Source organism: Streptomyces sp. NK15101 (assembly GCF_020400725.1).
Classification (GTDB): Bacteria; Actinomycetota; Actinomycetes; order Streptomycetales; family Streptomycetaceae; genus Streptomyces.
This window is the reverse complement of the sequence record NZ_JAINVG010000023.1, coordinates 1-23,724: the sequence shown is the minus strand read 5'-3', so window position 1 is coordinate 23,724 and position 23,724 is coordinate 1. Positions and strand designations below refer to the sequence as shown.

Here is a 23,724-nt window from a genome sequence, read left to right as displayed (position 1 = left end):
AGCACCCTGCATGAAGCCGACGTCCGGCCATGGGGCAGTCTCGCGAGGCTTTGTAAGCATCTTGTGAGTAAAGGCTGACCCATGCGCATACGCCGGGTCCGTAGCCCTCGACCACAGCCACCGGGACGCACCGGCAGGCGCGGGTTGAGGGCTACGGCTCTTTCCGTACTTATATCCATGTTCCTCATGGTTTCCACCGAATCGGCGGTCGCCGCGGGCGTCACGCTCGAACCGGTGAAGATGCCCCAGCTGTCCCTCTCGGGCCTGTGGACCTGGCTCCACCAGAACCCGCTGGACACGCCCGACCAGCAGGGCGGCACCGCCCGCGGCAAGAGCCACAAGGCTTCCGCGGAGTCCACCAGCAACGAGGGCGAGGCGGGTCGCAAGCCGGGCAAGGGCAAGGGCGAACTGCCTCCCTTCGCACGGGAGACCGACGATCCGGCCGACGTCCGGACCGGCAAGGCGCCGGGCGGCAGGAACAGCTTCGACGCGCGCACCAGCAAGCGTGACGCGAAGAAGTCCACCGCCACGTCGGACTTCTTCCGCAACGCGGACGGCTCGACGACCGTCCGGCACTACACCGGCCGGACGAACTTCAAGGCGTCGGACGGCACCTGGAAGCGGATCGACACGAGCCTGACCGAGGACAAGGACGGCCGGCTCCAGCAGACGGCCAACTCCCTCGACGTCGAGTTCGCGCCGACCGCCGCCGACCAGCAGCTGGCGTCCGTGGACTTCGGCTCCGGCCGGTCCCTGGCGTACGCGCTGCGCGGCGCCGCGACGTCCGAGCCCACCGTCGACGAGAACGGCACCGTGACCTACGCGGACGTCACGGCCGACACCGACGTGCAGCTCGTGCCGCTGGCCGAGGGCTTCAAGGAGAACATCGTCCTGCGTTCCCCGCAGGCCGCCCACTCCTGGGTCTTCCCCCTCGACGTCAAGGGCCTGACCCCCCGGGTCGCGGCCGACGGCGACGTCGAGTTCACCGACGCGAACGGAAAGGTCACCGCGACCGTCCCGCACGCGTACATGGAGGACTCCAAGGTCGACCCGCGCTCCGGCGACGCCGCCCGGTCCCGGGCCGTCACCTACGAGCTGACGGAGGTCGACGGCAAGCCGGCCCTGCGGATGACCGCGGACCGCGCCTGGCTGGACGCCCCCGAGCGCGTCTACCCGGTCACCGTCGACCCGACGGTGACCGCGTCGAACTCGACCTACACCCAGAACACGATCGGCGGGGACCACTCCACCGAGACGATGATCAAGGTCGGTTCGTACGACTCGGGCACCAACAAGGCGAACTCGTTCCTGCAGTTCTCCTCGCTGGGCACCACGCTCGCGGGGCAGCGGGTCACCGCCGCCACCCTGAACGTGTACGCCCTGTGGTCCTCGACCTGTGCAGCCGAGTCCTTCTCGGTCCACCCGGTCACCCAGTCCTGGACCCCGTCCGGCGTCACGTCCTACCCGGGCCCGACGTACGGCACCGCCATCGGCACCGCCACCCCGGCGCCCGGAGCCTCCTGCTCCAACAGCTCCGGCTCGACGAGCGTGGGCGTCCGGATGCCGGTCACGCTCTCGACGACGTGGTTCAACAACGTCGCCGGAGGCGCGGCCAACTACGGTCTCGCGCTCACCGCGCCGACCAACGACATGCTCCACTGGAAGAAGTTCCACTCGGACAACTCGGCGACCGCCGGCTTCCGCCCGGCCCTCGACCTGACGTACACGCCGAACACGGCGCCGCAGATCAACGCCCAGTACCCGCCGCAGAACTTCCAGGCCAACACCCTCCAGCCGGAGCTGCTCGCCTACGCGACCGACGCCGACAACGGTCCGAACCCGCTCTCGTACACCTTCGAGGTCTACGACGGCGACGCCACCGGCACCCCGGTCCTCGTGGCCACCTCCGGCCCGATCACCAAGAGCAGCTGGAAGGTGCCCGCCGGCAAACTGAAGTGGTCCAAGAACTACGACTGGTACGTGGCCGCCGACGACGGCACCTCCGAGGTCGTGGAAGGCAGCCGCTTCACCACGGCCGTGCCGCAGCCGCCGGTCACCTCGGGCCTGTCGATGAACAACGACGGCCACGACTTCGACCCGTCCGACGGCAACTACACGACCGACGACACCGACGCCGACGTGCCGGTGATCGGTCCGTCGCTGGAGATCGAGCGCGCGTACAACAGCCTGGACCCGCGCGTGGACGCCGCCTTCGGCGCCGGCTGGTCGACGATCGTCGACATGAAGGCCGCCGAGGTCAAGGACGGCACCGGCGCGGTCACCAGCGTGATCATCACCTACCCGGGTGGCGAGCAGGTCGCCTTCGGCCGCAACAGCGACGGCACGTTCCAGCCGCCGCTGGGCCGGTACGCCCGCCTGGAGGCGATCACCACCGCCCCGATCGGCTACAAGCTGACCGACAAGGACTTCACGGCGTACGCCTTCCAGCAGCCGACCGCGAAGACCGGTGTCTACGCGCTGTCCTCCATCAAGGACTACGCGGGCCGCGCCGAGACGTTCACGTACAACACCTCGAAGCAGCTCACGAAGATCAGCAACACCACGTCCAAGCGGAACCTGACGCTGACCTGGGCGACCCCGGCCGGCGCGACCGTCCCGCACGTGGACACCGTCGCCACCGACCCGTCCAACCCGCTCGACGCGAGCACCGCGCAGACGTGGAAGTACGGCTACACCGGCGACCAGCTCGCCAGCGTCTGCCCGCCGGCCGACTGGTCGAAGTGCACCACGTACACGTACGCGACCGGCAACCACTACCGCACCACGGTCCTGGACGCCGACCCGTTCGCCTACTGGCGGCTCGGCGAGACGTCCGGCACGCTCGCGCGCGACGCGATCGAGTCCAACCAGGGCCAGTACAACGGCACGTACAAGAACGTGACCCTGGGCGGCACCGGCCCGCTGGCCGGCTCCACCCAGAAGGCCGCCGCCTTCAACGGCACCACCTCGTACGTCGAGATGCCGAGCGCCCCCGGCGCGACGCCCTCGTACACGACGGTGTCGCTGTGGTTCAAGACGTCCACCGCGGGCGGCGTCCTCTTCTACTACGGTGACAAGCCGCTCAGCGATCCCAACCCGGTCGCCAACACCCGCTACAACACCCCCGCGGTGTACGTGGGCACGGACGGCAAGCTGCGCGGCTGCCTGGCGATGTCGCCCGGCTGCGGGACGACGATCACGTCGACCCCGACCGTCACCGACGGCAAGTGGCACCAGGCCGTCCTGACCGGTGTCGCCAACGGACAGACCCTGTACCTCGACGGCGCCGCGGTCGGTTCCCTCAGCGGCACCGTCAACGACTGGGTCCAGCCGTACATCTCGCTCGGCGCGGGTGTGAACACCCACGGCTGGCCGGCCATGAACCCGAACGACACGCTCGGGCACTTCAACGGCCAGATGGCCGAGGTCGCCATCTACTCCGAGCCGCTCGCGGCCGACGTGATCGCGACGCAGTACAAGGCCGCCACGCAGGCCGCCGGACTGCTGCAGAAGATCACCACGCCGGGCCTGAAGACCCAGGCGTCGGTCCTCTACGACACCACCGACGACCGCGTCCTCCAGGCCACCGACGGCAACGGCGGAACGTGGAAGCTGAACCCGCCGACCATCACGGGCTCGTCCCAGGTCTACCGCTCCGCCGTCATGGGCTCCGCCCCGGCCGGCTACTGGCGCCTGGACGACACCCAGGGAGCGGCCCAGGCCGCGAACCAGGTCAACACCGGATTCGGCACCTACAACAGCGTCATCCAGGGCGTCGAAGGCCCCTTCGGCGCGGACGACGTCACCGCGGCGACCTTCGACGGCACCAGCTCCTTCCTGGAGATCCCGTACGGGCCGCTGCACGCCAAGCCCGACCGCTCGGTCGAGCTGTGGTTCAAGACGGCCGAGCCGGGCGTCATCATGAGCGACCAGAGCGTCGCCCCGAACAACCCGGGTGGCGTCACCGGCAGCTGGAGCGACCTGCTCTACGTCGGAGCCGACAACAAGCTGCACGGCCACTGGTGGAGCAGCAGCTGCAACGGCGCCGCCACGATGGGCTCCACGGGCACCGTGACCGACGACAAGTGGCACCACGCCGTCCTGTCGGCCACCGGCACGACGCAGACCCTGTACCTCGACGGCGCCAAGCAGCAGTCCTGCACCGGCGCCCCGAACGACCAGACGACGTCGCGGACGTTCCTCGGCGCCGGCTTCAGCAAGTGGTACAGCTCGCCCGGTGACGTCTCGTTCTTCACCGGTTCGATCGCCGAGGTCGCGGTCCACGCCAAGGGCCTGACCGAGTCGGACGTCGCCGCCCACTGGTCCGCCTACAAGTCGTCCTCCGGCATCGCCCCGGTCAAGACGGTCAAGCTGACCGACCCGACCGACAAGACGCTGACGTACGTGTACGACGCCGAGATGGGCAACCGCCTGCTCGCCGCGATCGACACGAACGGCAACCGGACGACGTACGGGTACGACACCGGCGGCTTCCTGCACACGATCACGGACGCCAACGGCAACCGCTCGATCACCGGCCACGACATCCGGGGCAACGCGGTCTCCCAGACCACCTGCCAGAACACCGCGGCCAACAAGTGCTCCACCGAGTACTTCACGTTCTACCCGGACTCCACCACCGCGTTCCCGGCGATGGACCTGCGCAACGACCTCATGCTCACCGAGCGGGACGGCCGTTCCTCGGGCCCCACGGACAACGCCTACCTGACGAGCTACTCGTACGACACGGCCGGCAACCTGCTGTCCGTGACGACGCCGCCCGTCGCCGGGTTCCCGAACGGCCGGACCGCGACCACGACGTACACCACCGCCACCACCCCGGCGGCGGAGGGCGGCACGGCCGTGGCCCCGGCGGGACTCGTCGCCTCGGTGACGACGCCCGGCGGCCGGAAGACGACGTACACCTACTTCGCCAACGGTGACCTCGCGCAGGTCACGGACGCCAACGGCGCCTCGGTGAAGTACACGTACGACAACCTCGGCCGGCAGGTCACCAAGACGGAGATCTCCGACGCCAACCCGGCCGGTCTGGTCACCAGCCAGACCTACGACAAGAACGACCAGGTCACCACCGAGACCACCCCGGTCGTCACCAACCGGGTCACGGGTGCCAAGCACCAGGCGAAGACCACCACGGCCTTCGACCCGGACGGCAACATCCTGTCCCAGACGGTCACCGACCTCACCGGCGGCGACACGGCGCGCGTGACGTCCATGACGTACGACGCGCACAACCAGATGGCGACCAGGACGGACCCGGGCGGCGACACCACGTCGTTCGAGTACGACGCCTACGGCAACAAGGTGAAGGAGACCGACCCCGAAGGGAACGTCAACACCTACACCTTCGACGGCGAGCAGCGTCCGCTGACGACGAACCTGCTCAACTACACCGGCGACCCGTTCAACCCGTCTCCCGCGACCACCCTGGTCCAGGAGTCCCGGGCGTACGACCCCGCCGGACGCCTCGCGTCGATCACCGACGCGATGGGCTGGGTCACGGCCTACACCTACACCGACGACGGCCTGTCGGCGACGGTGGTCCGCAAGGACCCCCAGACCGGCAAGCAGTTCACGGAGCAGGCCAACACCTACGACGCCGCCGGCAACCTCATCGAGCAGATCACCAACGACGGTCAGACCCGCTCCACCTTCACGGTGGACGCCGCCGACCGCACGGTCTCCGAGATCCTCGACCCCAACGGGCTCGCGCGGACGACGCAGACCAGCTACGACCCGGACGACAACGTGGTGACGGAGACGGAGCGGGACCCGGCGACGGGCGACGTCTCCACGACCGACACCCGCTACGACGCCCTGGGCAACATCACGGGCACCGTGGAGCACGACGGCACCACGGCCCCGGTCGCGCGCTACAAGCTGGACGAGACGACGGGCTACGGCCTCGCCGACTCCTCCGGCGGCAACAGCACCGGCAGCCACGGCACGGGCATGCACTGGAACACCGACCGGGGCGGCAGCGCCGTCTTCGACGGTGACGCCAACTCGTACGCCCAGAGCACGGGCCCGGTCGTGAACACGGCCGGCAGCTTCACGGTCTCGGCCTGGGTCAAGCTGACGTCGACGGCGGCCAACCGCACGTTCGTCGCGCAGGACGGCAAGGAGGCCAGCGGCTTCCAGCTGTACTACTCGACGAGCGCCGGCTGGACGTTCAACCGGCACGCCACCGACACCTATGACCCGGTGATCGTCCGGGCGTCGTCCGGCACCGCCGCGGTCACGGTCAACACCTGGACCCACCTGGTGGGTGTCTACGACCAGGCGACCTCGCAGATCCGGCTGTACGTGAACGGCACCCTGGCCCAGGAGACGGCGTTCACCACGCCGTGGGAGTCCACCGGTCCGCTGCAGCTCGGCCGCCGCTGGTACAAGGGCACGTACGCGGAGAACCACCTCGGTGGCCTGGACGACGTCCAGGTCTACCAGGAGGCCCTCACCGCGGCGCAGGTCACGGCCGTCAAGGGCGGCACCCTGCCGGCCGCGACCAGCACGGTGCGCACCACCACCTGGAAGCTGGACCAGCGCGGTCTGCCGGTGTCCATGACGGACACGGGCGGCAACGTCACCGACTACGGCTACGACGAGGTCGGCCAGCAGACCTCGGTCACCGAGCCGGCCGTCAACGCGGAGCAGAACGGCGGGACCCCGGTCTCCGTCCGTCCCGTGACGATGACCGGTTACAACACCTTCGGCGAGCCGACCGAGATCTCCGACCCGCTCGGAAACGTCGACACCACGGCGTACGACGCCGAGGGCCAGGAGTCCTCGACGACCTCGCCCGACTACCTGGCGCCCGGGGCCACCACCCCGATCAGGGCGACCTCGTACAACGAGTACAACAAGCTCGGCCAGGTGACCGCGGAGGTCGACCCGCTCGGCAACCGCACCACCTACAGCTACACGCAGCTCGGCGACCTGGCCTCGGTCACGGAGCCCGGCGGCGGCACCACCAGGTACACCTACGACGAGAACGGCGACCAGCTCTCGGCCACCCGGCCGAACGGGGCCAGGCAGGAGACCACCTACGACTACCTGGGACGGGAACTGACCAGCACGGACATCGTGCGTCAGCCCACCCAGCGGGCGTACACCGCGATCAACGAGTACAACGCTCCGGGCGGCGAGCTGTCCCGCATGGTCTCGCCGACCGGCGTGAGCGAGTCGTACAAGTACAACGCCGTGGGCGACGTCATCGAGTCCACGGACAGCGCGGGCAACGTCTCGAAGTTCACGTACGACATGGACAGCCGGCCGCTGACGGTCACCGAGGCCGACGGCACCGGCACCCGCAACACGTACGACGGCTTCGGTCAGCTGATCAAGACCGAGGACCTGGACGAGACGGGCGCGGTCCTGCGCACCGGACGGACCGTGTACGACCGCAACGGCAACATGGTCTCGGCGACCGACCAGCGCGGTCACACGAAGACCTTCACGTACGACCCGACGGGTCTGATCACCAAGGTCGTCGAGCCGGTCTCCGCGACCGAGTCGATCACCACGACCTACGGTTACGACGCGGCGGGCAACCGGACCCGGTTCACCGACGGACGGGGCAACCCGTTCCTCACCACGTACAACACGTGGGGCCTGCCGGAGTCGACGATCGAACCGTCGACGCCGACGCACCCGAACCTGGCGGACCGGACGTTCACGGCCGTCTACGACCAGGCCGGCCGGATGAAGGAGTCCCGTTCCCCCGGTGGGGTCACGATCTCCTTCGAGTACGACGTGAAGAGCCGTCTGGTGCGGCAGACGGGTACGGGTGCGGAGGCCGCCACGGTCGACCACACGTACACGTACGACGCGGACGACCAGATCACGGCCGTCGCCGGTGACGGAACGACGGACAACACCTTCACGTACGACGACCGCGGTCAGCTGCTGACGGCGAACGGCCCGTCGGGCTCCTCCTCCTTCGCCTACAACGGCGACGGGGCGGTCACCTCGCGGACCGACGCCTCGGGCACGTCGACCTTCGGCTACGACACCGCCGGCCGTCTGAAGACGGTCAACGACGGTGCCACGGGCTCGACGGCGACGTACGCCTACGACGTCAACAACAACGTCACGACGATCGACTACGGAACGGGCAAGGCGAAGCGCAGCTTCGGCTACGACAAGCTCGAACGCCTGACCAGCGACAAGGTGACCTCGCCGACCGGCAAGACGCTCGCGTCCTTCACCTACGGGTGGGACGAGAACGACAACCTGACGTCGAAGACGACGACGGGTGTCGCGGGCGCGTCGACGAACACCTACACGTACGACTGGGCCGACCGTCTGACCTCCTGGAACAACGGGACGACGACGGAGGCCTACGGCTACGACGCGTCCGGCAACCGGACCCGCGTGGGCGGCGACACGTACACGTACGACGCCCGCAACCGGCTCACGTCGGACGGGCACAGCGTCTACACGTACACCGCGCGCGGCACGCTGAGCTCGGTGACGGACGAGGCCAGCCGGGTCACGACGATGAAGGTCGACGCCTTCAACCGGGTGATCCAGGAGGCCGACCGGACGTACGCGTACGACGGTTTCGACCGGGTGCTGAACGCGAAGGACGAGACGGGCACCGCGGTCCACTCCTTCCAGTACAGCGGCGTCGGCAACGACGTGGCCTCGGACGGCGTGACGAAGTACAGCCGCGACGCGGACGGCTCGCTCTTCGGCGTGAAGACCGGGACCCTCGCGGCCCTGGCCGTGACGGACCTGCACACCGACGTGGTGGCGCAGTTCACCGACACGGGCGAGGCGCTGACCGGCTCGACGAGCTACTCGCCGTTCGGCAAGGTGCTCCAGAGCTCGACGATGCTCGGCGCGCTGGGCTACCAGTCGGGCTGGACGGATCCGACCACGGCCAAGGTCAACATGGCCGCACGCTGGTACTCCCCGGAGACGGGCCAGTTCAACAGCCGTGACACGGTCGCGACCAGCGGTCTGCCCGACTCCGTCGGCGCCAACCGCTACGCCTACGCGAACGACAACCCGATGACGGGCGTGGACCCGACGGGCCACTGGCCCGGCTGGGCCGACAAGATCGTCAAGAAGGTCAAGAAGAAGGTCAAGAAGGTCGTCAAGACGGCTTACAAGCACGTCAAGAAGGCCGTCAAGAAGGTCGCCAAGGTCGTCAAGAAGGCCGCCAAGGTCGTCAAGAAGGCCGTGAAGAAGGCGGTGAAGCGCGCCAAGCGGGCGGTCCGGAAGGCCGTGCACTACGTCGCCGACAGCGTCAGAAAGGTCAAGAGATACGTCAAGCGCGTCTACAAGCGCGTGAAACGTGTCGTCCACAAGGTCGTCAAGCACGTCAAGAAGGCCGTACGGAAGGTCGCCAAGGCGGTCAAGAACGTCGCCCACAAGGTGGTCAAGGCAGCCAAGAAGGTGGGCCGGGCCGTCAAGAAGGCGGCGAAGGCGACAGCCAACTTCGTCAAGCAGCACGCCTCGACCATCGCCTCGGTCGCCGTCGGCATCGCCGTCTTCGCGGGCTGTACCGCGATCACGGCCGGCGTGGGCGCGATCGGCTGTGCCGCACTCGCGGGTGCGGCGGGCAACGCGGTCGGCTACGCCATGAGCGACGGTCCGAAGACGCTGGGCGGCTTCGCCATGGCCGTCGGCATCGGCGCCGTGACCGGCGCGGCCGGTGGCGTGGGCGGCCGGCTCGCGGCGAGCGCCGCGGGCAAGCTGCTCTCCGGCGCGGCCGGTCGGGTCGGCACGAACATCGCCGAGAACGCCGGTGAGGAAGCCCTCGCGGGCGCCGTCGAGTACGGCACCTCCTGTGTGAACAGCGAGGAGGGCTGCTCGGTCGCGGGCGCCGCGAAGGCGGCCACGATCGGCGCGGTCATGGGCGGCGCGTTCGGCGCGAAGTCCAAGGGCAACAGCCCGAAGTCCAAGTCGTCCTCGGAGCCGGACGGCGGCTCCTCGGCGGGTCCGGGCTGCCCGATCCGGCGCGGCAGCACCCCGCACAGCTTCACGGCCAAGACGCGCGTGCTGCTGGCGGACGGCTCGACCAAGGAGATCGCCAAGGTCAAGGTCGGGGACAAGGTCATGACGGCCGAGCCCGGCAAGAAGACCAAGGAGATCCACGAGGTCAAGCGGGTCATCGTCACGAAGACCGACCGTGACTACGTCGACGTCACCGTCGCGACGAAGGCCGGTCCGAAGACGATCCAGACGACCGAGCACCACCAGTTCTACGAGTCCACCCGCAACTCCTGGACGCAGGCGGGCGACCTGAAGGTCGGCCAGAAGCTCCAGAACGGTGCGGGCACCCTGACGGCGATCGTCGAGGTGAAGTCGTACACGGCGCAGCGCGTCACGTACGACCTGAGCGTCGAGGGCCTGCACACGTACTTCGTGTTCGCGGGCGACACGTCGGTCCTCGTCCACAACAAGAACCAGTGTGGGCCGGACGACGACGCTCCCGAAGAGACCGTCCGGATGCGGCACTACACGAATTCCCGTGGAAAGAAGGGAATCGTGGAAAGCGGAGTCATCCGGGCGAGTGACCAGAACAAGGTGTTCCTCGTTCCCGCCAAGGGCAAGCCGATGAGCGCCCGTGACGCGGAGTCGAAGCTGGGCATCGGTCGCGGTCGCGGAAACCACGTCCTCGAGTTCGACGTTCCGGCCTCGCGGGTCAAGTCCCGGCATAATCCGACGATGGGAATCACCGAGTGGGTCGCCGACGGTGACCTCGCGGTCACGAACATCCGAGTGAAGAGGTGACAGGCATGGCTCCACGTACCGTTCCGGTGGAGATGGAGGGGTTCGTCGAACTCTTCCGCGACCTGGAGGAGTACGTGATCTCCTTCGACAGGATCCTGTCGCGCATCGGGGCCGGGCAGGACCCCCGTATTCTCCTCGAGTACGTGGTGGAGAACGGCCTCCGTGCCCGTCTCGCCCGAGCCCGTGGGTTCGTGGGGGATTCCCTCGAAGAGGTCATCGGTGCAGAGGCGTTGGAGGACATCGCCGACCAGGTGGAGGGCTATCGCGACAAGTGATGTCGGCCTGAACGCCTGAGCAAGGGGGAGCCCCCCGGAGTCGTACTCCGGGGGGCTCCGTCATGAGCGGCTCGCGGGGCACGCCCGAGCGGGTGGTGTGAGTGACAGAAGGGAGCCCCGCCGAGAACCTCGGCGGGGCTTTTCCGTTCCCCGGGGGCGTCGGGGCTCCGTCGGCCCGGCGTCAGCCCGTCTTGACCCAGTCGCCGCAGCCCGCGGACTTGAAGTAGGCGTCGGAGGCGGTGACCTTGACGATGGCCGTGCCCGTCACGTTGTCGTTGGCGAGGATCGTGTCCGTGCTGTGGGAGGCGTCCTTCGACCGCTCCCAGTAGCACTCGTCGTCCTTGTTGCCCGTGGACTTGTACGTGCCGGGGGCGATGTCGACGCCCACCTTGAACATGCCCCCGTCGCCCTTGAGCGTGGTCTCGGGGGTGCCGGTCGCCTTCGGGTCGACGGCCTCCCACGTTCCGCAGTCCGTGGACTTGAAGAGCTTGTCCGAGGCCTTGATCTCGACGTAGCTGGTGCCCGTCACGTTGTCGTTGGCGAGGATCGAGTCCACGTCCCCGGAGGCGTTCTTGGCGCGCTCCCAGTAGCACTCGGCGTCCTTGTTGCCGGTGGAGCGGTAGAGGCCGGGCTTCACGTCCGCGCCCACCTCGAAGTCGCCGTCGCCGTCGATCGTGACGACCTTCTTCTCGGGGGCCTCGGACCCGGGGGCCTTGTCGCCGCCCGGCTTCGCGGACTGCTCCTGCTTCGCGCCGGCCTTGGGGGAGTCGGTGTCGCCGCCCCCGCCCATCGCCGCGCCGATCACGACGACCGCGACGACCGCGCCGGCGGCGGTGAGGACCTTGTGGCGGGCGAACCAGTTGCGCTGCTGCTGCTGAGACATGGCTGTGGCACCTTCCGGGGCGCTGTGAGGACTCCGTGTTTCGATGACGCAATCACAGCAGAGACTGTGAACCGAGTCAACCACGTTCACAAGATTTGAGTTCGCTCACGCCGTGAATGGGTGTGAGCGGTAAGCTCGGTGTGTTCACACACGTACGAGGGGAGTCGGACAGGTGCCCGAAGAGAGCGCGACAGAGGTCACCGCCGCCGGTATCGCCCGGCTGGCGGGCGTCGGCAGGGCCGCCGTCAGCAACTGGCGCCGACGTCACGCGGACTTCCCCCGACCCGTCGGGGGGACGGAGACCAGCCCTTCCTTCGCCCTCGTCGAGGTCGAGCAGTGGCTTCGCGACCAGGGGAAACTCGCCGAAGTGCCGCTCCGCGAGCGGGTCTGGCAGCAGCTTTCCGGCCACCCCGCCGGGACCGTCGCCGGTCTCGTGCACACCGGCTGCGTCCTGCTCCTGCTCCGCGAGCGGCCGGGTGCCTGGACCGGACTCGCCGGGCTCCCCGACGCCCGGCTCGCCGAGGCCCTGCCCGACGCCCTCGAAGACGTCCTCACCGCCCGCTTCGGCGCGCCGAGGGCCGTCCGCACCCCCGCCCCGGCCGAGACGGCCCCCGCCGTCCCCCTGCTCCGCGCCGCCGTCGAGCTGGCGGTCGAGCTGGGCGGCGCGCGGCAGGCCTTCGAGTTCCTGCTCGGCCGCCACCTGGACGCCAACCCGCGTCAGTACACGCTCACCCCGCCCCCGCTCGCCGAGCTCATGGCGGAGCTCGCCGCCGCCGCGGCCCCCGACGGCCGCCCCCTCGCCACCGTCGTCGATCCGGCCTCCGGCACCGGCGGCCTGCTGCGTGCCGTCCCGCACCCCGCCGCGCTGTACGCCCAGGACACCGACCCCGACCTGGCCGCCCTCACCGCCCTGCGGCTGGCCCTCCACGGCGACGCCGACATCCGCTGCGCCACCGCCGACACCCTCCGCGCCGACGCCTTCCCGGACCTGGCGGCCGACGCCGTCCTGTGCCACCCCCCGTTCAACGAACGGGCCTGGGGCCACGACGAGCTCGCCTACGACCCGCGCTGGGAGTACGGCTTCCCGGCCCGCACGGAATCCGAGCTGGCCTGGGTGCAGCACGCCCTCGCCCGACTCCGTGACGGCGGGACCGCGGTCCTCCTCATGCCGCCCGCCGTCGCCTCCCGCCGCTCCGGCCGCCGCATCCGCGCCGACCTCCTGCGCCGCGGCGCGCTCCGCGCCGTGGTCGCCCTCCCGGCCGGCGCCGCGCCCCCGTACGGCATCCCGCTCCACCTCTGGGTCCTCGTCCGGCCCGGCGCCGGACAGCGGCCCCCGGCGGAGACCCTGTTCGTGGACACCGCCGGGCTCGTCCCCGACGCCGGCCGCGACAAGCTTCCCTGGACCACCCTGCGGAACACGGTCCTCGACGCCTGGGCGGCCCGGGGCGGCGAGGAGTCCGTGGCCCGCGCCGTCCCCGTCATCGAACTCCTCGACGACGAGGTCGACCTCGCCCCCGCCCGCTATCTGACGGCCCCCGCCGCCGGCGGCACCGCCCCCGAGCTCGCCCTCGTCCGCGACCGCCTGGACGAGACGCTGCGCCGCACGCAGGGGCTCGCCCCGAATCCCGTCCCCGCGCGCTCCGGGCCCCGCCCGCTCACGACCGTCGGCGAACTGGCCCGTACCGGCGCCCTCCAGCTCCGCGGCGGCGGCGCGGGCACGGCCCCCGAGGGCGGCGACGTCGTCACCGTCCTCACCGAGTACGACGTCCTGTCCGGCGGCGCCCCCTCCGGAACCCTCCCCGGCGGCGGCCCGGCCGAGGAGCCCGTTCTCGTCGCCGAGGGCGATGTCGTCGTCCCCGTACTCGGCGGAGGCTCCGTGGCCCGCGTCGTGGACGCGGCCACGGCCGGTGCCGCGCTCGGCCGCAACCTCCAGCTGCTGCGGCCCGATCCGGCCGCCCTCGACCCCTGGTTCCTCGCCGGTTTCCTGCGCGGCACCGCCAACAACCGGCAGGCGAGCAGCTTCGCCTCGACCGCGACCCGGCTCGACGTGCGCCGCCTCCAGTTGCCCCGGCTGCCCCTCGCCGACCAGCGCCGCCACGGCGCCCACTTCAAGTCCCTCGCGGAGTTCGAGGAGGCCCTGCGTCTCGCCGTCCGCCTCGGCGAGCAGCTCGTCCAGGGCCTGTACGACGGTCTCGCCGACGGGAGCGTGGAGCCCGGGTGACGACAGGGGCGTGGAGACGCGGTGAAGACCGTCCTATCCTCTTAGCCTGATCATCCGTCTGGGGGAGCGTCGTATGTACGGCCAGGTGCCCACACCCGTACCGCCGCGGCCCGCCGGCCCGTCGGCGGCCACGATCACCGTCCGTGTGCTCATCACGGTCCTGGTGATCCTGTCCCTGGGGTTCCTCGCCTGGGTCGCCATGCTGCGGATCGCGATCATGCGGCGTGCCGGTCGGGACTGGGCGCTCTTCTGGGGGCAGCTGGTCCTCAACATCGCCTGTGTGGTGCCGCTGGAGCAGCGGTTCGCCGGCACGTGGATGAACACCGCCGGCATGGTGGTCCTCCTCGTGCAGATGGCGCTCGTGGCCTGCTACTTCCTGGTGGTCGACATCCGTCACCACCAGCCCGCCCCGGTCGTGATCATGGTTCCGTCCGCGGGGGCGCCGCCGTATCCGTACGCCGCTCCCGGCTACGGCCCTCCGCCGGGCGAGGTCACGGTGCCGCACCCGGTCCAGGGCTCGATTCCGCGCCCGCCCGTCCAGGCGCCCCCGCCGCCCCGGCCGGCCGCCGGGCAGGGGCCCCGGATCGACCAGGTCCGCGCCGAGCTCGACGAGCTGAGCGACCTGCTCCGGAAGGACCCCGGGCACGCCGGGGAAGGCGAAGGCGGCAGGTGAACGGGCGGGTCGTCGGCGGGCGTTACGAGCTCGCCACCGTCATCGGCCAGGGCGGGATGGGTCAGGTCTGGACGGCGTACGACGGACGCCTCGACCGCCGGGTCGCGGTGAAGCTGCTCAGGCCGGCCACCATGACGGGCCCCGCCACCGCGGCGGAGGAGCTGCGGCGCCGCTTCGTGCGCGAGTGCCGGGTGACCGCGCAGGTCGACCACCCCGGCCTGGTGACCGTGCACGACGCGGGCAGCGACGGCGACGACCTGTACCTCGTCATGCAGTACGTGGAGGGCGCGGACCTCGCCGACCACCTCGCCGAGCACGACCCGTACCCCTGGGAGTGGGCGGTCAGCGTCGCCGCCCAGCTCTGCGCGGTGCTCGCCGCCGTGCACGCGGTGCCGATCGTGCACCGCGACCTCAAGCCGCGGAACGTGATGATCCGCCCGGACGGCACCGTGACCGTCCTCGACCTCGGCGTCGCCTCCGTCCTGGACACGGACACCACCCGGCTCACGCACACCGGCTCGCCCATCGGCAGCCCGGCGTACATGGCGCCGGAGCAGGCCATGGGCGGCGCCGTCGGCCCGTCCACCGACCTGTACGCGCTGGGCGTGCTGCTCCACGAACTCCTCAGCGGGAACGTGCCGTTCGCGGGCTCCACCGCCCTCGGCGTGCTGCACCGTCACCTGTACGAGCCGCCCGCGCCGCTCCGGCAGCTGCGGCCCGAGATCCCCGAGGCGCTCGAAGCGCTGGTCCTGCGGCTGCTCGCCAAGGACCCGCAGGCCCGGCCGTCCGGCGCGCACGAGGCGTACGAGCACCTGCTGCCGCTGCTCCCGGCGCGCGGGGCCCCGACGGGGCCGATGGACCCGACCCGGCCGTTCCTGCGCCCGCACGCGCCCTGGCCGGACCGCGCGACGGCGAGGGCCGTGACGGTCCCGCCGGTCCCGGCGGCGCCCCCGCGCCCGCGGGCCGATCCCCGTACCGACCCCCGGGTGTACGGGAGCGGGCCGCAGCCCGCGCGTCCCGACGTGGCCGCGGCCGTGGACGAGGTGAAGCGGCTGCTCGCGGAGGGCTCGCTCACCCAGGCCGTGGACATGCTCGGCGCCATCCTGCCCGCCGCGGCGGCCGAGCACGGCGAGCGGTCGCCGGTCGTCCGGATCCTGCGCAAGCAGTACGCGTCGACGCTCATGGACGACGGCCAGTACCGGAGCGCGCTGCCGGAGCTGCGCCGGCTCGCGGAGGACCGCGGCGCGGAGGCGGGCCCGGCGGACCCGCAGTTCCTGCAGTTCCGCTACGACGCGGCCCTGTGCCTGGAGCAGTTGGGGGAGACGGCCGCCGCGCTCGGGGAGTTCCGGGCGGTCCTGCCGTACTACGAGCGGGACCCGGAGCGGTCCTTCGACATCCGGCAGCGGATCGGGCTGCTGCTCCTGGCGGCGGGCGAGCACGCGGCCGGCCAGGAGGAGCTCCAGCGGCTGCTGTTCGACGCGGAGCGCGCCTACGGTCCGTATCACCCGCTTCCGGTGGATCTGCGGCGGGCGCTCGACCACCAGCGGCAGCTGGGGCCGCGGCCCTGAGGGGCCAGGAGGCGCGCCGGTGGTGAACCTGACGGGACGGCAGGGTCACGACTCGACAACTGATCGCGCAGTGGATCTTCATGATCCTTTTTGCCGGTTTTGGCGCATGTAATGTTCGCGTCTGATCATGTCCGCGTCCCCCAAGGAATTCCACATGACGACGCCGTCCGCGCCCTTCACTCCCGAGCAGCAGCCTGCCGCCCCCGCGAAGAAGGGCGGTGCCCTCCTGAAGAAGGTCGGCGGCATCCTCATCGCGATCGTCATCGCCGTCGCCGTGAAGGTCGGCCTCCCGCACCTCACGGGCGAGGCCCCGGTGCACGCCGAGGCCGGCGAGTGCGTCACGGTCAGCGGCCCCGACAACGACCCCAAGGTCGACACCGTCGACTGCTCCTCCGGCAAGCCCGACCTGTTCAAGGTGGTCAAGGTCGTCGACGACACCTTCGACGTGAACAAGTGCGGTGAGGAGCTCTCCGCCCTCGCGCAGCAGCTGGGCTCGGACAAGTTCGTCCTCTGCCTGGAAGAGGTCGCCGCGAAGTAGTCGCGCGCCCCGCAGGAACGGCGAAGGGCCGGAACCCGATGGGTTCCGGCCCTTTCCGCTGTTTCAACGTATAGCGCAGAGGGGGCCTTGCGGCAAGGCCCCCTCCGTGGCGCACAATCGCTGCTCGAAGCCAGAAGATGTATGAAAACGGGGTATTCACGACATGACGTCCCTTGCTGCCGGTGTGTTCGACCTCTCCGGCAACCTCTCTCCCAAGGCCGCCCCGGCGCTCGTCGCCGCGGACGAGCAGCACTTCGCGGCCGTCGCGCGGTGCCTCGACGAGACGATCGCCGAACTGTCGGCACGCCTCGACGCCGAGCGGAAGGCGCCCGGCGGGATCGGCCGGGAGGCGATGGACCGGGACGCGGAGATCCACCGGCTCTCCGGCCGCCTGCGGACCCTGCGCCGCTTCGGCCTGGACCTGTGCCTGGGCCGCGTGGTCGGCACGGACGACCCCGAACCCCTCTACATCGGGCGCCTCGGCCTCACCGACGGCACCGGCCGCCGGCTGCTCGTCGACTGGCGCTCCCCCGCGGCCGAACCGTTCTTCGCGGCCACGCACGCCACCCCCATGGGCCTGGCGAGCCGCCGCCGCTACCGCTGGTCCGGCGGCCGGATCACGGACTACTGGGACGAGGTCTTCACCGCCGAGGGCCTCGAAGGGCACGCCGCGCTCGACGACCAGTCCGCCTTCATCGCCAGCCTGGGCGGCAACCGCTCGTCCCGCATGAGGGACGTGCTCGCGACCATCCAGTCCGACCAGGACGCCATCATCCGCGCCGGCTCGCGCGGCGCCCTCGTCGTCGACGGCGGCCCCGGCACCGGAAAGACGGTCGTCGCCCTGCACCGCACCGCGCACCTCCTCTACTCCGACCCGCGCCTCGGGCACCGCCGGGGCGGCGTGCTCTTCGTCGGCCCGCACCAGCCCTACCTGAACTACGTCGCCGACGTCCTGCCGAGCCTCGGCGAGGAGGGCGTGCGGACCTGCACCGTGCGCGACCTGGTCGCCGAGGGCGCGAAGGCGACGGCCGAGACCGACCCGGAGGTCGCCCGCCTGAAGTCCTCGCGGGACATGGTCATGGCCATCGAGAAGGCCGTCGCGTTCTACGAGGAGCCGCCCACCGAGGGCATGACCGTCTCCACCCACTGGTCGGACATCCCGCTGACCGCCGCCGACTGGGCGGAGGCCTTCGACGCGGTGGAGCCGGGGACCCCGCACAACGAGGCCCGCGAGCAGATCTGGGAGCACCTGGTCTCGCTCCTCCTCGACAAGTACGACGGCGAGGAGATCCCGGAGGAGCAGTTCCGCAGGTCGCTGCGCCAGGACCGGGAGCTGACCGGCGCCCTCAACGGCGCCTGGCCGATGCTGGAGGCGGCCGACCTCGTCGGCGACCTGTGGACGGTCCCCGCGTACCTGCGGATGTGCGCGCCCTGGCTGACCCCCGACGAGGTGAGGCGGCTGCGGCGCGCGGACGCCCAGGCCTGGACGGTCTCGGACCTGCCGCTCCTGGACGCGGCCCGGCAGCGGCTCGGCGACCCGCGGACGGCCCGGCTCAAGCTGCGGCGCAAGGCCACCGTCGCCGCCGAACGCGAGCGCATGGCCGGCGTCATCGACAGCATCGTCGCGGCCGACGCCGACGGAGAGGGCGCGGTCACGATGCTGCGGGGCAAGGACCTCCAGGACAGCCTGATCGACGAGGACGCCCTGCCGGCCGCCGAACAGGAGCCGCTCGACGGCCCGTTCGCGCACATCGTGGTGGACGAGGCGCAGGAACTGACCGACGCGGAATGGCAGATGCTGCTGCTCCGCTGCCCGTCGAAGAGCTTCACGATCGTCGGCGACCGCGCCCAGGCCCGGCACGGCTTCACCGAGTCGTGGCGGGATCGCCTGGAGCGGGCCGGCTTCGACCGCATCGAGATGACGTCCCTGAGCATCAACTACCGCACGCCGGAAGAGGTCATGGCGGAGGCCGAGCCGGTCATCCGCGCCGCGCTCCCGGACGCCAACGTGCCGACGTCCGTCCGCGGCAACGGCGTCCCGGTCACCCACGCCCCGGTCGCCGACCTGGAGGAGATCCTCGACACCTGGCTCGCCGAGAACGCCGAAGGCGTCGCCTGCGTCATCGGCGCCCCCGCCTTCCGCGAGCGCCCCCGCGTCCGCTCGCTCACCTCGTCGCTCTCGAAGGGACTGGAGTTCGACCTGGTCGTCCTCGTCGACCCGCGGTCCTTCGGCGAGGGCGTCGAGGGCGCGGTCGACCGCTACGTGGCGATGACGCGGGCGACGCAGCGGCTGGTGATCCTGACGAGCGCCTGAACCCGTCGTCCCGAAAAGGGAATGAGTGCCGTCGGGCCGCCTTGCTACGGTGGCCCGATGGCATCGATCAAGGAAATCCAGGTCACCATCGACTGCGCGGAGCCCGCCCGCCTCGCCGAGTTCTGGTGCGAGGTGCTGGGGTACGTCGTCCCGCCGGTTCCCGAGGGGTTCACCACCTGGTCGGAGTACCACCGGTCGCTGCCGCGCGAGGAGCAGCCCGTCTACTTCGCGTGTTCCGACCCCACGGGCGCGGGTCCGCGCGTGCTCTTCCAGCGCGTCCCCGAGGGCAAGGCCGTCAAGAACCGGGTCCACCTCGACGTGCGCGCCGGAAAGGGCCTCGTGGGCGACGAGCGCCTCGCCGTCCTGGAGGCCGAGTGCGAGCGCCTGGTCGCGCTCGGCGCGACGCACCTGAAGACGCTGTACGCCGACGGGGAGAACGAGTCCTGCATCAACATGCAGGACATCGAGGGCAACGAGTTCTGCCTCGACTGAGCACGTGCCGGAGGCCCCGCGCGGGCGGGGCCTTCCGGTGAACGGCGTCGGGCGCCCCGGGCGTCAGGCGCCCCGCGGGTCGCGCTTCATGGACCACAGGACGGGGCCGCCGCCCGGCAGGGAGAACTCGTCGCGGACCCTGAAGCCGAAGTGCTCGTAGACCGGCAGGTTGTCCGGCTTGGAGGACTCCAGGTAGACCGGCAGGCCCGCCGCGTCGGCCTTGGCGAGGCCCGAGCGGAGCAGGGCGGAGCCGTGGCCCAGGCCCCGGGCGGCGGGATCGGCGCCGATGACGGCGAGGTACCAGTGGGGTTCGGTCGGCCCGTGCTCGGCGGCCGCCATGACGGCCTCCCGGAAGACCGGGGCGCGGTCGCCGAGGATCTCCACGAGCTGCTGAACGGTCTCCGCGTCGGGGACGGCCTTGTCCGCGCCCTCGGGCGAGACCCAGAAGGCGGCGGCCGAGCCGGTCCGCTCGCAGACGCCGTGGAGGCCGTACTGCCGGGTGAAGAGGGTCGTGAAGTAGCGGTCGAGGCCCGCCTCGCGAGAGGCGTCGTCGGGGAAGAACCAGCGCATCATCGGGTCGTCGCCGAAGGCGGAGGCCAGGGTGCGGCCGACCATGCGAGCGTCGTCGATCGTGGCCGTCTTCGGTGTGTTCGACAGGGTCATACGGGTCATTCTGCACCCGTGATGATCTTGCTCGGGGGACGGGTGGCCCTTCCGGGCCCCGCCCCTGGTCAGACCGCCCCGGGCCGGGTGCGGAGCAGGCGCACCGCCGCCGTGGCCGGCAGGGCGATGCCCACGGCGAGGACGGCGAGCAGCTCCGTCGGGCCGAAGCGGGCGGCCAGGAGGAAGGCGCCGAGGGCGACCACGACCGGTGTCGCGAGGGTGAGGGCGGTCGCCAGGACCTTGGTGCCCCGGTCCCACGCGTCGGACGTCCACAGCAGGACGAGGCCCACGATCAGGGCGGCCACGACGGGGAGGGAGCCGGCGAGGCCGGCGAGTCCCGTGGTGCCGAGCAGGACGGCGGTGACGGTGTTCCGCGTCCGGGACTGGGCCTTCGGGGAGGCGGCGGCGGTCGCGGCCGGGGTCTCGGGCTCCTCCGCGCGGGCGGCGGCCACGATGGCCGAGGGGCTGCCGAGCCGTTCGAGCGCCGTGCGGACGGCCTCCGGGTCCTGCTCCTCCCCGACGGCGACCGCGAGGTGTTCGCGCAGGTCGGCGAGGAGTTCTTCACGGCGCCCCGCGGGCAGGAAGGAGGCCTCCCGCTCGATCGTGGCCAGGTAGTCGGTCACGAGGGGGTGTTCGGTGCCGGTCATGCGGAGCCTCCGTGGGGTGCGGTCAGGAAGTGGTCGACGCCGTCGCGGAAGCGCGGCCAGCTCTCGGCGAACTCGGCGAGCGCGGTCCTGCCGGGCGCGGTGAGCGTGTAGTAGCGGCGGGCGGGGCCGGTGGCCGACTCGCGCAGTTCGGTGTCGACGAGCCCGTCGCGGCGAAGCCGGGACAGCAGGGGATAGATCGTTCCCTGGCTGGTGGTCATGACGCTGACGGCGGCCAGCTCGTCGAGGAGCTCGACGCCGTAGCGCGGACCGTCGCGCAGCAGGGCGAGGACGCAGTACTCCAGTACGCCCTTGCGCAGCTGACTGGCGACCTTTCCGGACGCCTCTGATCTTGCTTCGCCAGGAACCATGCAATGCAAGATACCTCCGGAAGCGCCGTCGGGCAACGGAGCGCCGTCGGGCGACGGAGCGGCGCGTGCGACGATGCGAAGGTGCGAGAACTGCGTGGACTGAGCGAACTGACCGAGGTCGAGGACCCGGCGTGGCCGCTGCTCGAAGAGGAGCTGCGAACGGCGAAGGTGCCCGTCGAGGTGCTGGACGCCGACCCGGAGCAGGGGGCGGCCACGCTCCTCCAGACGCAGGTCACCGTCCGTTCGTACCTGGGCGCGTTCCTCTTCCGCACCGGCGGGGCCCTCGTCGACGACGGCTGGCTGCGCGTGTACGGCAGCCCGGCCGCCCACAACGACCGGCGCCTGCCCGGCCTCGCCCGGGTCAACGGCTACCCCGCCGAGCCCGACCCCGCCTGGCGGCCCGCCGCCGGACTCGTCGTCGCGCACGACGTGCTCGGCGGGGCCTTCGCGATCCAGGGCGGCACGGAGGAGGAGACCGGACTGCCGGGCAGGCCCGGCGAGATGGTCTACTTCGCGCCCGACTCGCTGCGCTGGGACGCGATCGGCGCCGGGTACGGGGCCTGGCTGTCCTGGGTGCTCGCCGGGGGCACCGAGGAGTTCTACGAAGGGCTGCGCTGGCCCGGCTGGCGGGAGGAGGTGCCCGGCCTCACCGGCGGGGAGGGGCTCAGCCTCTACCCGCCCCTGTGGTCCGCCGAGGCGCACCAGGACCTGGGCGCGACCAGCCGCGCGGTCGTCCCCCTGGGGCAGCTGCTCGGGCTCGGACGCGAGACGGCCCGGCAGTTCGACGGGACGGATCCGGGCTTCCTGGGGGAACCCGGCGCATGAGGAACGAACGGACGGGAGGCGCCGGGGACTTCACGTCCGCGACCGTACGGACACGGCGGCTCGACCTCGTGCCGCTCGCCGTCGCGCACGCCGGCGAGATGGCCGGGGTCCTCGCCGACCCCGCCCTCCACGCCTTCATCGGCGGCGCCCCGCTCACCGCGCCCGAGCTGCGCGCCCGGTACGAGCGGCTGGTCGCCGGGTCGCCCGACCCGGCGGTCGTCTGGTGCAACTGGGTGGTGCGGCTCCGCGCCGAGGACCGGCTCGCCGGGACCGTGCAGGCGACGGTCACCGACGGCGGGCGGACCGCCGAGGTCGCCTGGGTGACCGGGACGGACTGGCAGGGACGGGGGATCGCCCGCGAGGCCGCCGAGGGGCTCGTCGGGCTGCTCGTGGAGCGGGGCGTCCGCACCGTCGTCGCCCACGTCCACCCCGACCACGCGGCCTCCGCCGCCGTCGCCCGCGCCGCCGGCCTGGCGCCGACCGGCGAGGAACAGGACGGCGAGGTCCGCTGGGAGGCCGTGTTCGGCGGGGCGGGCGGGTGATTCACGCCGTCCGCGTCCTTCGCCGCGCGGACGGCGGGGCCGTCACCGCGGCGATCGCCTCCTCCTGACGCGCACCAGGACCACCCCCAGGAGCCCCAGCGCCGCCGCCCCCGTCGCCAGGCCCGCCCGCAGGCCCGGCGGGCGGAACGCGCAGGAGAGCTTCCCGTCCCGGGCCGGGACGGCGAGGAGACCGCCGTACGGGACGGGTTCGGCTCCGTCGCAGTGCCAGCCCGCGATGCGGGGCGCCGCGACGACCGCCGTGCCCCCGCCCGGCGGGAGGGCGGCCCGTATGCCGTCCGGGGTGACGCGGACCGAGGTCGCCGCGCGGGCGCGCAGGGCCTTCACCGCCGAGCGGAGGCGGCCGTGGTCCAGACAGCCCAGCTCGCCCGGCCCCGGCAGGACCGGCTTCAGGCCGGGCACCCGCTGGACGCCCAGCGAGGTCAGGGCCGCGCGGCGCTTCGGGCCGCCGCCGAGGAGGCGCACCGGGGCGTTCTCGCCGAGGCGGGCCGTGCCCGTGGTGTCGGGGGCCCAGAGGAAGACCTCCGTGCCGGCTGGGCAGGCGCCCGCGCGCGGAGCCCCGTACACCCGGGCACCGAGCAGGAGTTCCTGGTTGCGGAAGGGCGACGGGCCGTAGACCGGGGGCGGGCCCGCGGGCCGCACCGTCACGAGCGGCAGATACGTGTCCGTGCGGACCACCTCGCCGTCCCGCCACCGCGCGCCCACGCCGAACAGCGCGTCCGTCACCGGGTTGTCCAGGCTCAGCAGGTTCCGGCCGCGCGAGGTCCAGCCGCCGCCGAGCGCGGTCAGCGTCCCCGTCAGGACCGCCGGGGTGTGGCTGCTGTAGTACGCGGCGCCCTGCCCGCCCAGGAGCAGCGGATCGTTGCCCGCGACCCGGGGCAGCCCCGGGTCCGTGCGGTACGCGGGCCAGCCGTCGGCCGCGGCGAGGGCCGC

14 protein-coding genes and 1 pseudogene are annotated in these 23,724 nt (G+C 71.6%); 10 read left to right on the top strand and 5 right to left on the bottom strand.

Annotation, left to right across the window (positions count from 1 at the left end):
- The first annotated feature begins 186 nt into the window (after nt 1-186).
- Nucleotides 187-10,764, top strand: coding sequence for a LamG-like jellyroll fold domain-containing protein (locus K7G60_RS38850; RefSeq protein ID WP_263985919.1), 10,578 nt, complete (start codon nt 187-189; stop codon nt 10,762-10,764).
- A gap of 5 nt (nt 10,765-10,769) precedes the next feature.
- A complete protein-coding gene (locus tag K7G60_RS14995; protein ID WP_225801396.1) occupies nt 10,770-11,039 on the top strand; it encodes a hypothetical protein in 270 nt (89 codons plus the stop codon).
- A gap of 181 nt (nt 11,040-11,220) precedes the next feature.
- On the opposite strand, the gene K7G60_RS14990 is transcribed toward K7G60_RS14995, so the two are convergent.
- A complete protein-coding gene (locus K7G60_RS14990) occupies nt 11,221-11,922 on the bottom strand; it encodes a hypothetical protein (RefSeq protein WP_225801395.1) in 702 nt (233 codons plus the stop codon).
- Between the two features lie 172 nt (nt 11,923-12,094).
- Here K7G60_RS14990 and K7G60_RS14985 point away from each other — a divergent pair, with 172 nt between their 5' ends.
- From K7G60_RS14985 to K7G60_RS14960, 6 genes are all read left to right on the top strand, one after another.
- Nucleotides 12,095-14,143 carry an N-6 DNA methylase gene (locus K7G60_RS14985; RefSeq protein WP_225801394.1) on the top strand — a complete coding sequence of 683 codons (2,049 nt, stop codon included), beginning with the start codon at nt 12,095-12,097 and terminating at the stop codon, nt 14,141-14,143.
- Between the two features lie 73 nt (nt 14,144-14,216).
- Entirely contained in the window at nt 14,217-14,816 is a 600-nt protein-coding gene (locus K7G60_RS14980) for a hypothetical protein (protein WP_225801393.1), read from the top strand.
- On the top strand, nt 14,813-16,384 hold the full coding sequence (locus K7G60_RS14975; protein WP_225801392.1) for a serine/threonine-protein kinase: 1,572 nt from the start codon (nt 14,813-14,815) through the stop codon (nt 16,382-16,384). The genes K7G60_RS14980 and K7G60_RS14975 overlap by 4 nt, the downstream gene beginning before the upstream one ends.
- Before the next feature lie 154 nt (nt 16,385-16,538).
- Nucleotides 16,539-16,922, top strand: coding sequence for a hypothetical protein (locus K7G60_RS14970; protein ID WP_225801391.1), 384 nt, complete (start codon nt 16,539-16,541; stop codon nt 16,920-16,922).
- Nucleotides 16,923-17,085: 163 nt separating this feature from the next.
- Nucleotides 17,086-19,236, top strand: coding sequence for an RNA polymerase recycling motor ATPase HelR (helR, locus tag K7G60_RS14965; protein WP_225801390.1), 2,151 nt, complete (start codon nt 17,086-17,088; stop codon nt 19,234-19,236).
- Between the two features lie 57 nt (nt 19,237-19,293).
- The gene (locus K7G60_RS14960; RefSeq protein ID WP_225801389.1) at nt 19,294-19,728 is read left to right on the top strand and encodes a VOC family protein; all 435 of its coding nucleotides are present in this window, start codon (nt 19,294-19,296) and stop codon (nt 19,726-19,728) included.
- 63 nt (nt 19,729-19,791) lie between these two features.
- Here the strand turns inward: K7G60_RS14960 and K7G60_RS14955 are convergent, their stop codons facing one another.
- Genes K7G60_RS14955 through K7G60_RS14945 form a run of 3 tightly spaced genes read right to left on the bottom strand, consistent with a single transcriptional unit; the run spans nt 19,792 to nt 21,406 of the window.
- A complete protein-coding gene (locus K7G60_RS14955) occupies nt 19,792-20,400 on the bottom strand; it encodes an N-acetyltransferase (protein ID WP_225801388.1) in 609 nt (202 codons plus the stop codon).
- Between the two features lie 59 nt (nt 20,401-20,459).
- Nucleotides 20,460-21,038: a hypothetical protein gene (locus K7G60_RS14950; RefSeq protein ID WP_225801387.1), complete on the bottom strand. Its 579-nt coding sequence runs from the start codon at nt 21,036-21,038 to the stop codon at nt 20,460-20,462.
- Nucleotides 21,035-21,406 (bottom strand): PadR family transcriptional regulator, encoded by a 372-nt coding sequence (locus tag K7G60_RS14945; RefSeq protein WP_225801386.1) that lies wholly within the window; start codon nt 21,404-21,406, stop codon nt 21,035-21,037. The genes K7G60_RS14950 and K7G60_RS14945 overlap by 4 nt, the downstream gene beginning before the upstream one ends.
- An 81-nt stretch (nt 21,407-21,487) precedes the next feature.
- Here K7G60_RS14945 and K7G60_RS14940 point away from each other — a divergent pair, with 81 nt between their 5' ends.
- Together K7G60_RS14940 and K7G60_RS14935 are read left to right on the top strand one after the other, a co-directional pair.
- On the top strand, nt 21,488-22,231 hold the full coding sequence (locus K7G60_RS14940; RefSeq protein ID WP_308081129.1) for a DUF2625 domain-containing protein: 744 nt from the start codon (nt 21,488-21,490) through the stop codon (nt 22,229-22,231).
- Entirely contained in the window at nt 22,228-22,773 is a 546-nt protein-coding gene (locus K7G60_RS14935) for a GNAT family N-acetyltransferase (RefSeq protein ID WP_225801385.1), read from the top strand. The genes K7G60_RS14940 and K7G60_RS14935 overlap by 4 nt, the downstream gene beginning before the upstream one ends.
- Nucleotides 22,774-22,815: 42 nt before the next feature.
- Here K7G60_RS14935 and K7G60_RS14930 read toward each other — a convergent pair.
- Nucleotides 22,816-23,724: pseudogene (locus K7G60_RS14930) on the bottom strand (hypothetical protein); the annotation flags it as partial.

What these genes read in the sequence shown, in the direction of transcription:
- K7G60_RS14935 (WP_225801385.1), top strand. Translation starts at nt 22,228, where the DNA reads ATGAGGAACGAACGGACGGGAGGCGCCGGGGACTTCACGTCCGCGACC.
- helR (WP_225801390.1), top strand. Translation starts at nt 17,086, where the DNA reads ATGACGTCCCTTGCTGCCGGTGTGTTCGACCTCTCCGGCAACCTCTCT.
- K7G60_RS14950 (WP_225801387.1), bottom strand. Translation starts at nt 21,038, where the DNA reads ATGACCGGCACCGAACACCCCCTCGTGACCGACTACCTGGCCACGATC.
- K7G60_RS14970 (WP_225801391.1), top strand. Translation starts at nt 16,539, where the DNA reads ATGACGACGCCGTCCGCGCCCTTCACTCCCGAGCAGCAGCCTGCCGCC.
- K7G60_RS14955 (WP_225801388.1), bottom strand. Translation starts at nt 20,400, where the DNA reads ATGACCCGTATGACCCTGTCGAACACACCGAAGACGGCCACGATCGAC.
- K7G60_RS14945 (WP_225801386.1), bottom strand. Translation starts at nt 21,406, where the DNA reads ATGGTTCCTGGCGAAGCAAGATCAGAGGCGTCCGGAAAGGTCGCCAGT.
- K7G60_RS14980 (WP_225801393.1), top strand. Translation starts at nt 14,217, where the DNA reads ATGTACGGCCAGGTGCCCACACCCGTACCGCCGCGGCCCGCCGGCCCG.
- K7G60_RS14960 (WP_225801389.1), top strand. Translation starts at nt 19,294, where the DNA reads ATGGCATCGATCAAGGAAATCCAGGTCACCATCGACTGCGCGGAGCCC.
- K7G60_RS14990 (WP_225801395.1), bottom strand. Translation starts at nt 11,922, where the DNA reads ATGTCTCAGCAGCAGCAGCGCAACTGGTTCGCCCGCCACAAGGTCCTC.
- K7G60_RS38850 (WP_263985919.1), top strand. Translation starts at nt 187, where the DNA reads ATGGTTTCCACCGAATCGGCGGTCGCCGCGGGCGTCACGCTCGAACCG.
- K7G60_RS14995 (WP_225801396.1), top strand. Translation starts at nt 10,770, where the DNA reads ATGGCTCCACGTACCGTTCCGGTGGAGATGGAGGGGTTCGTCGAACTC.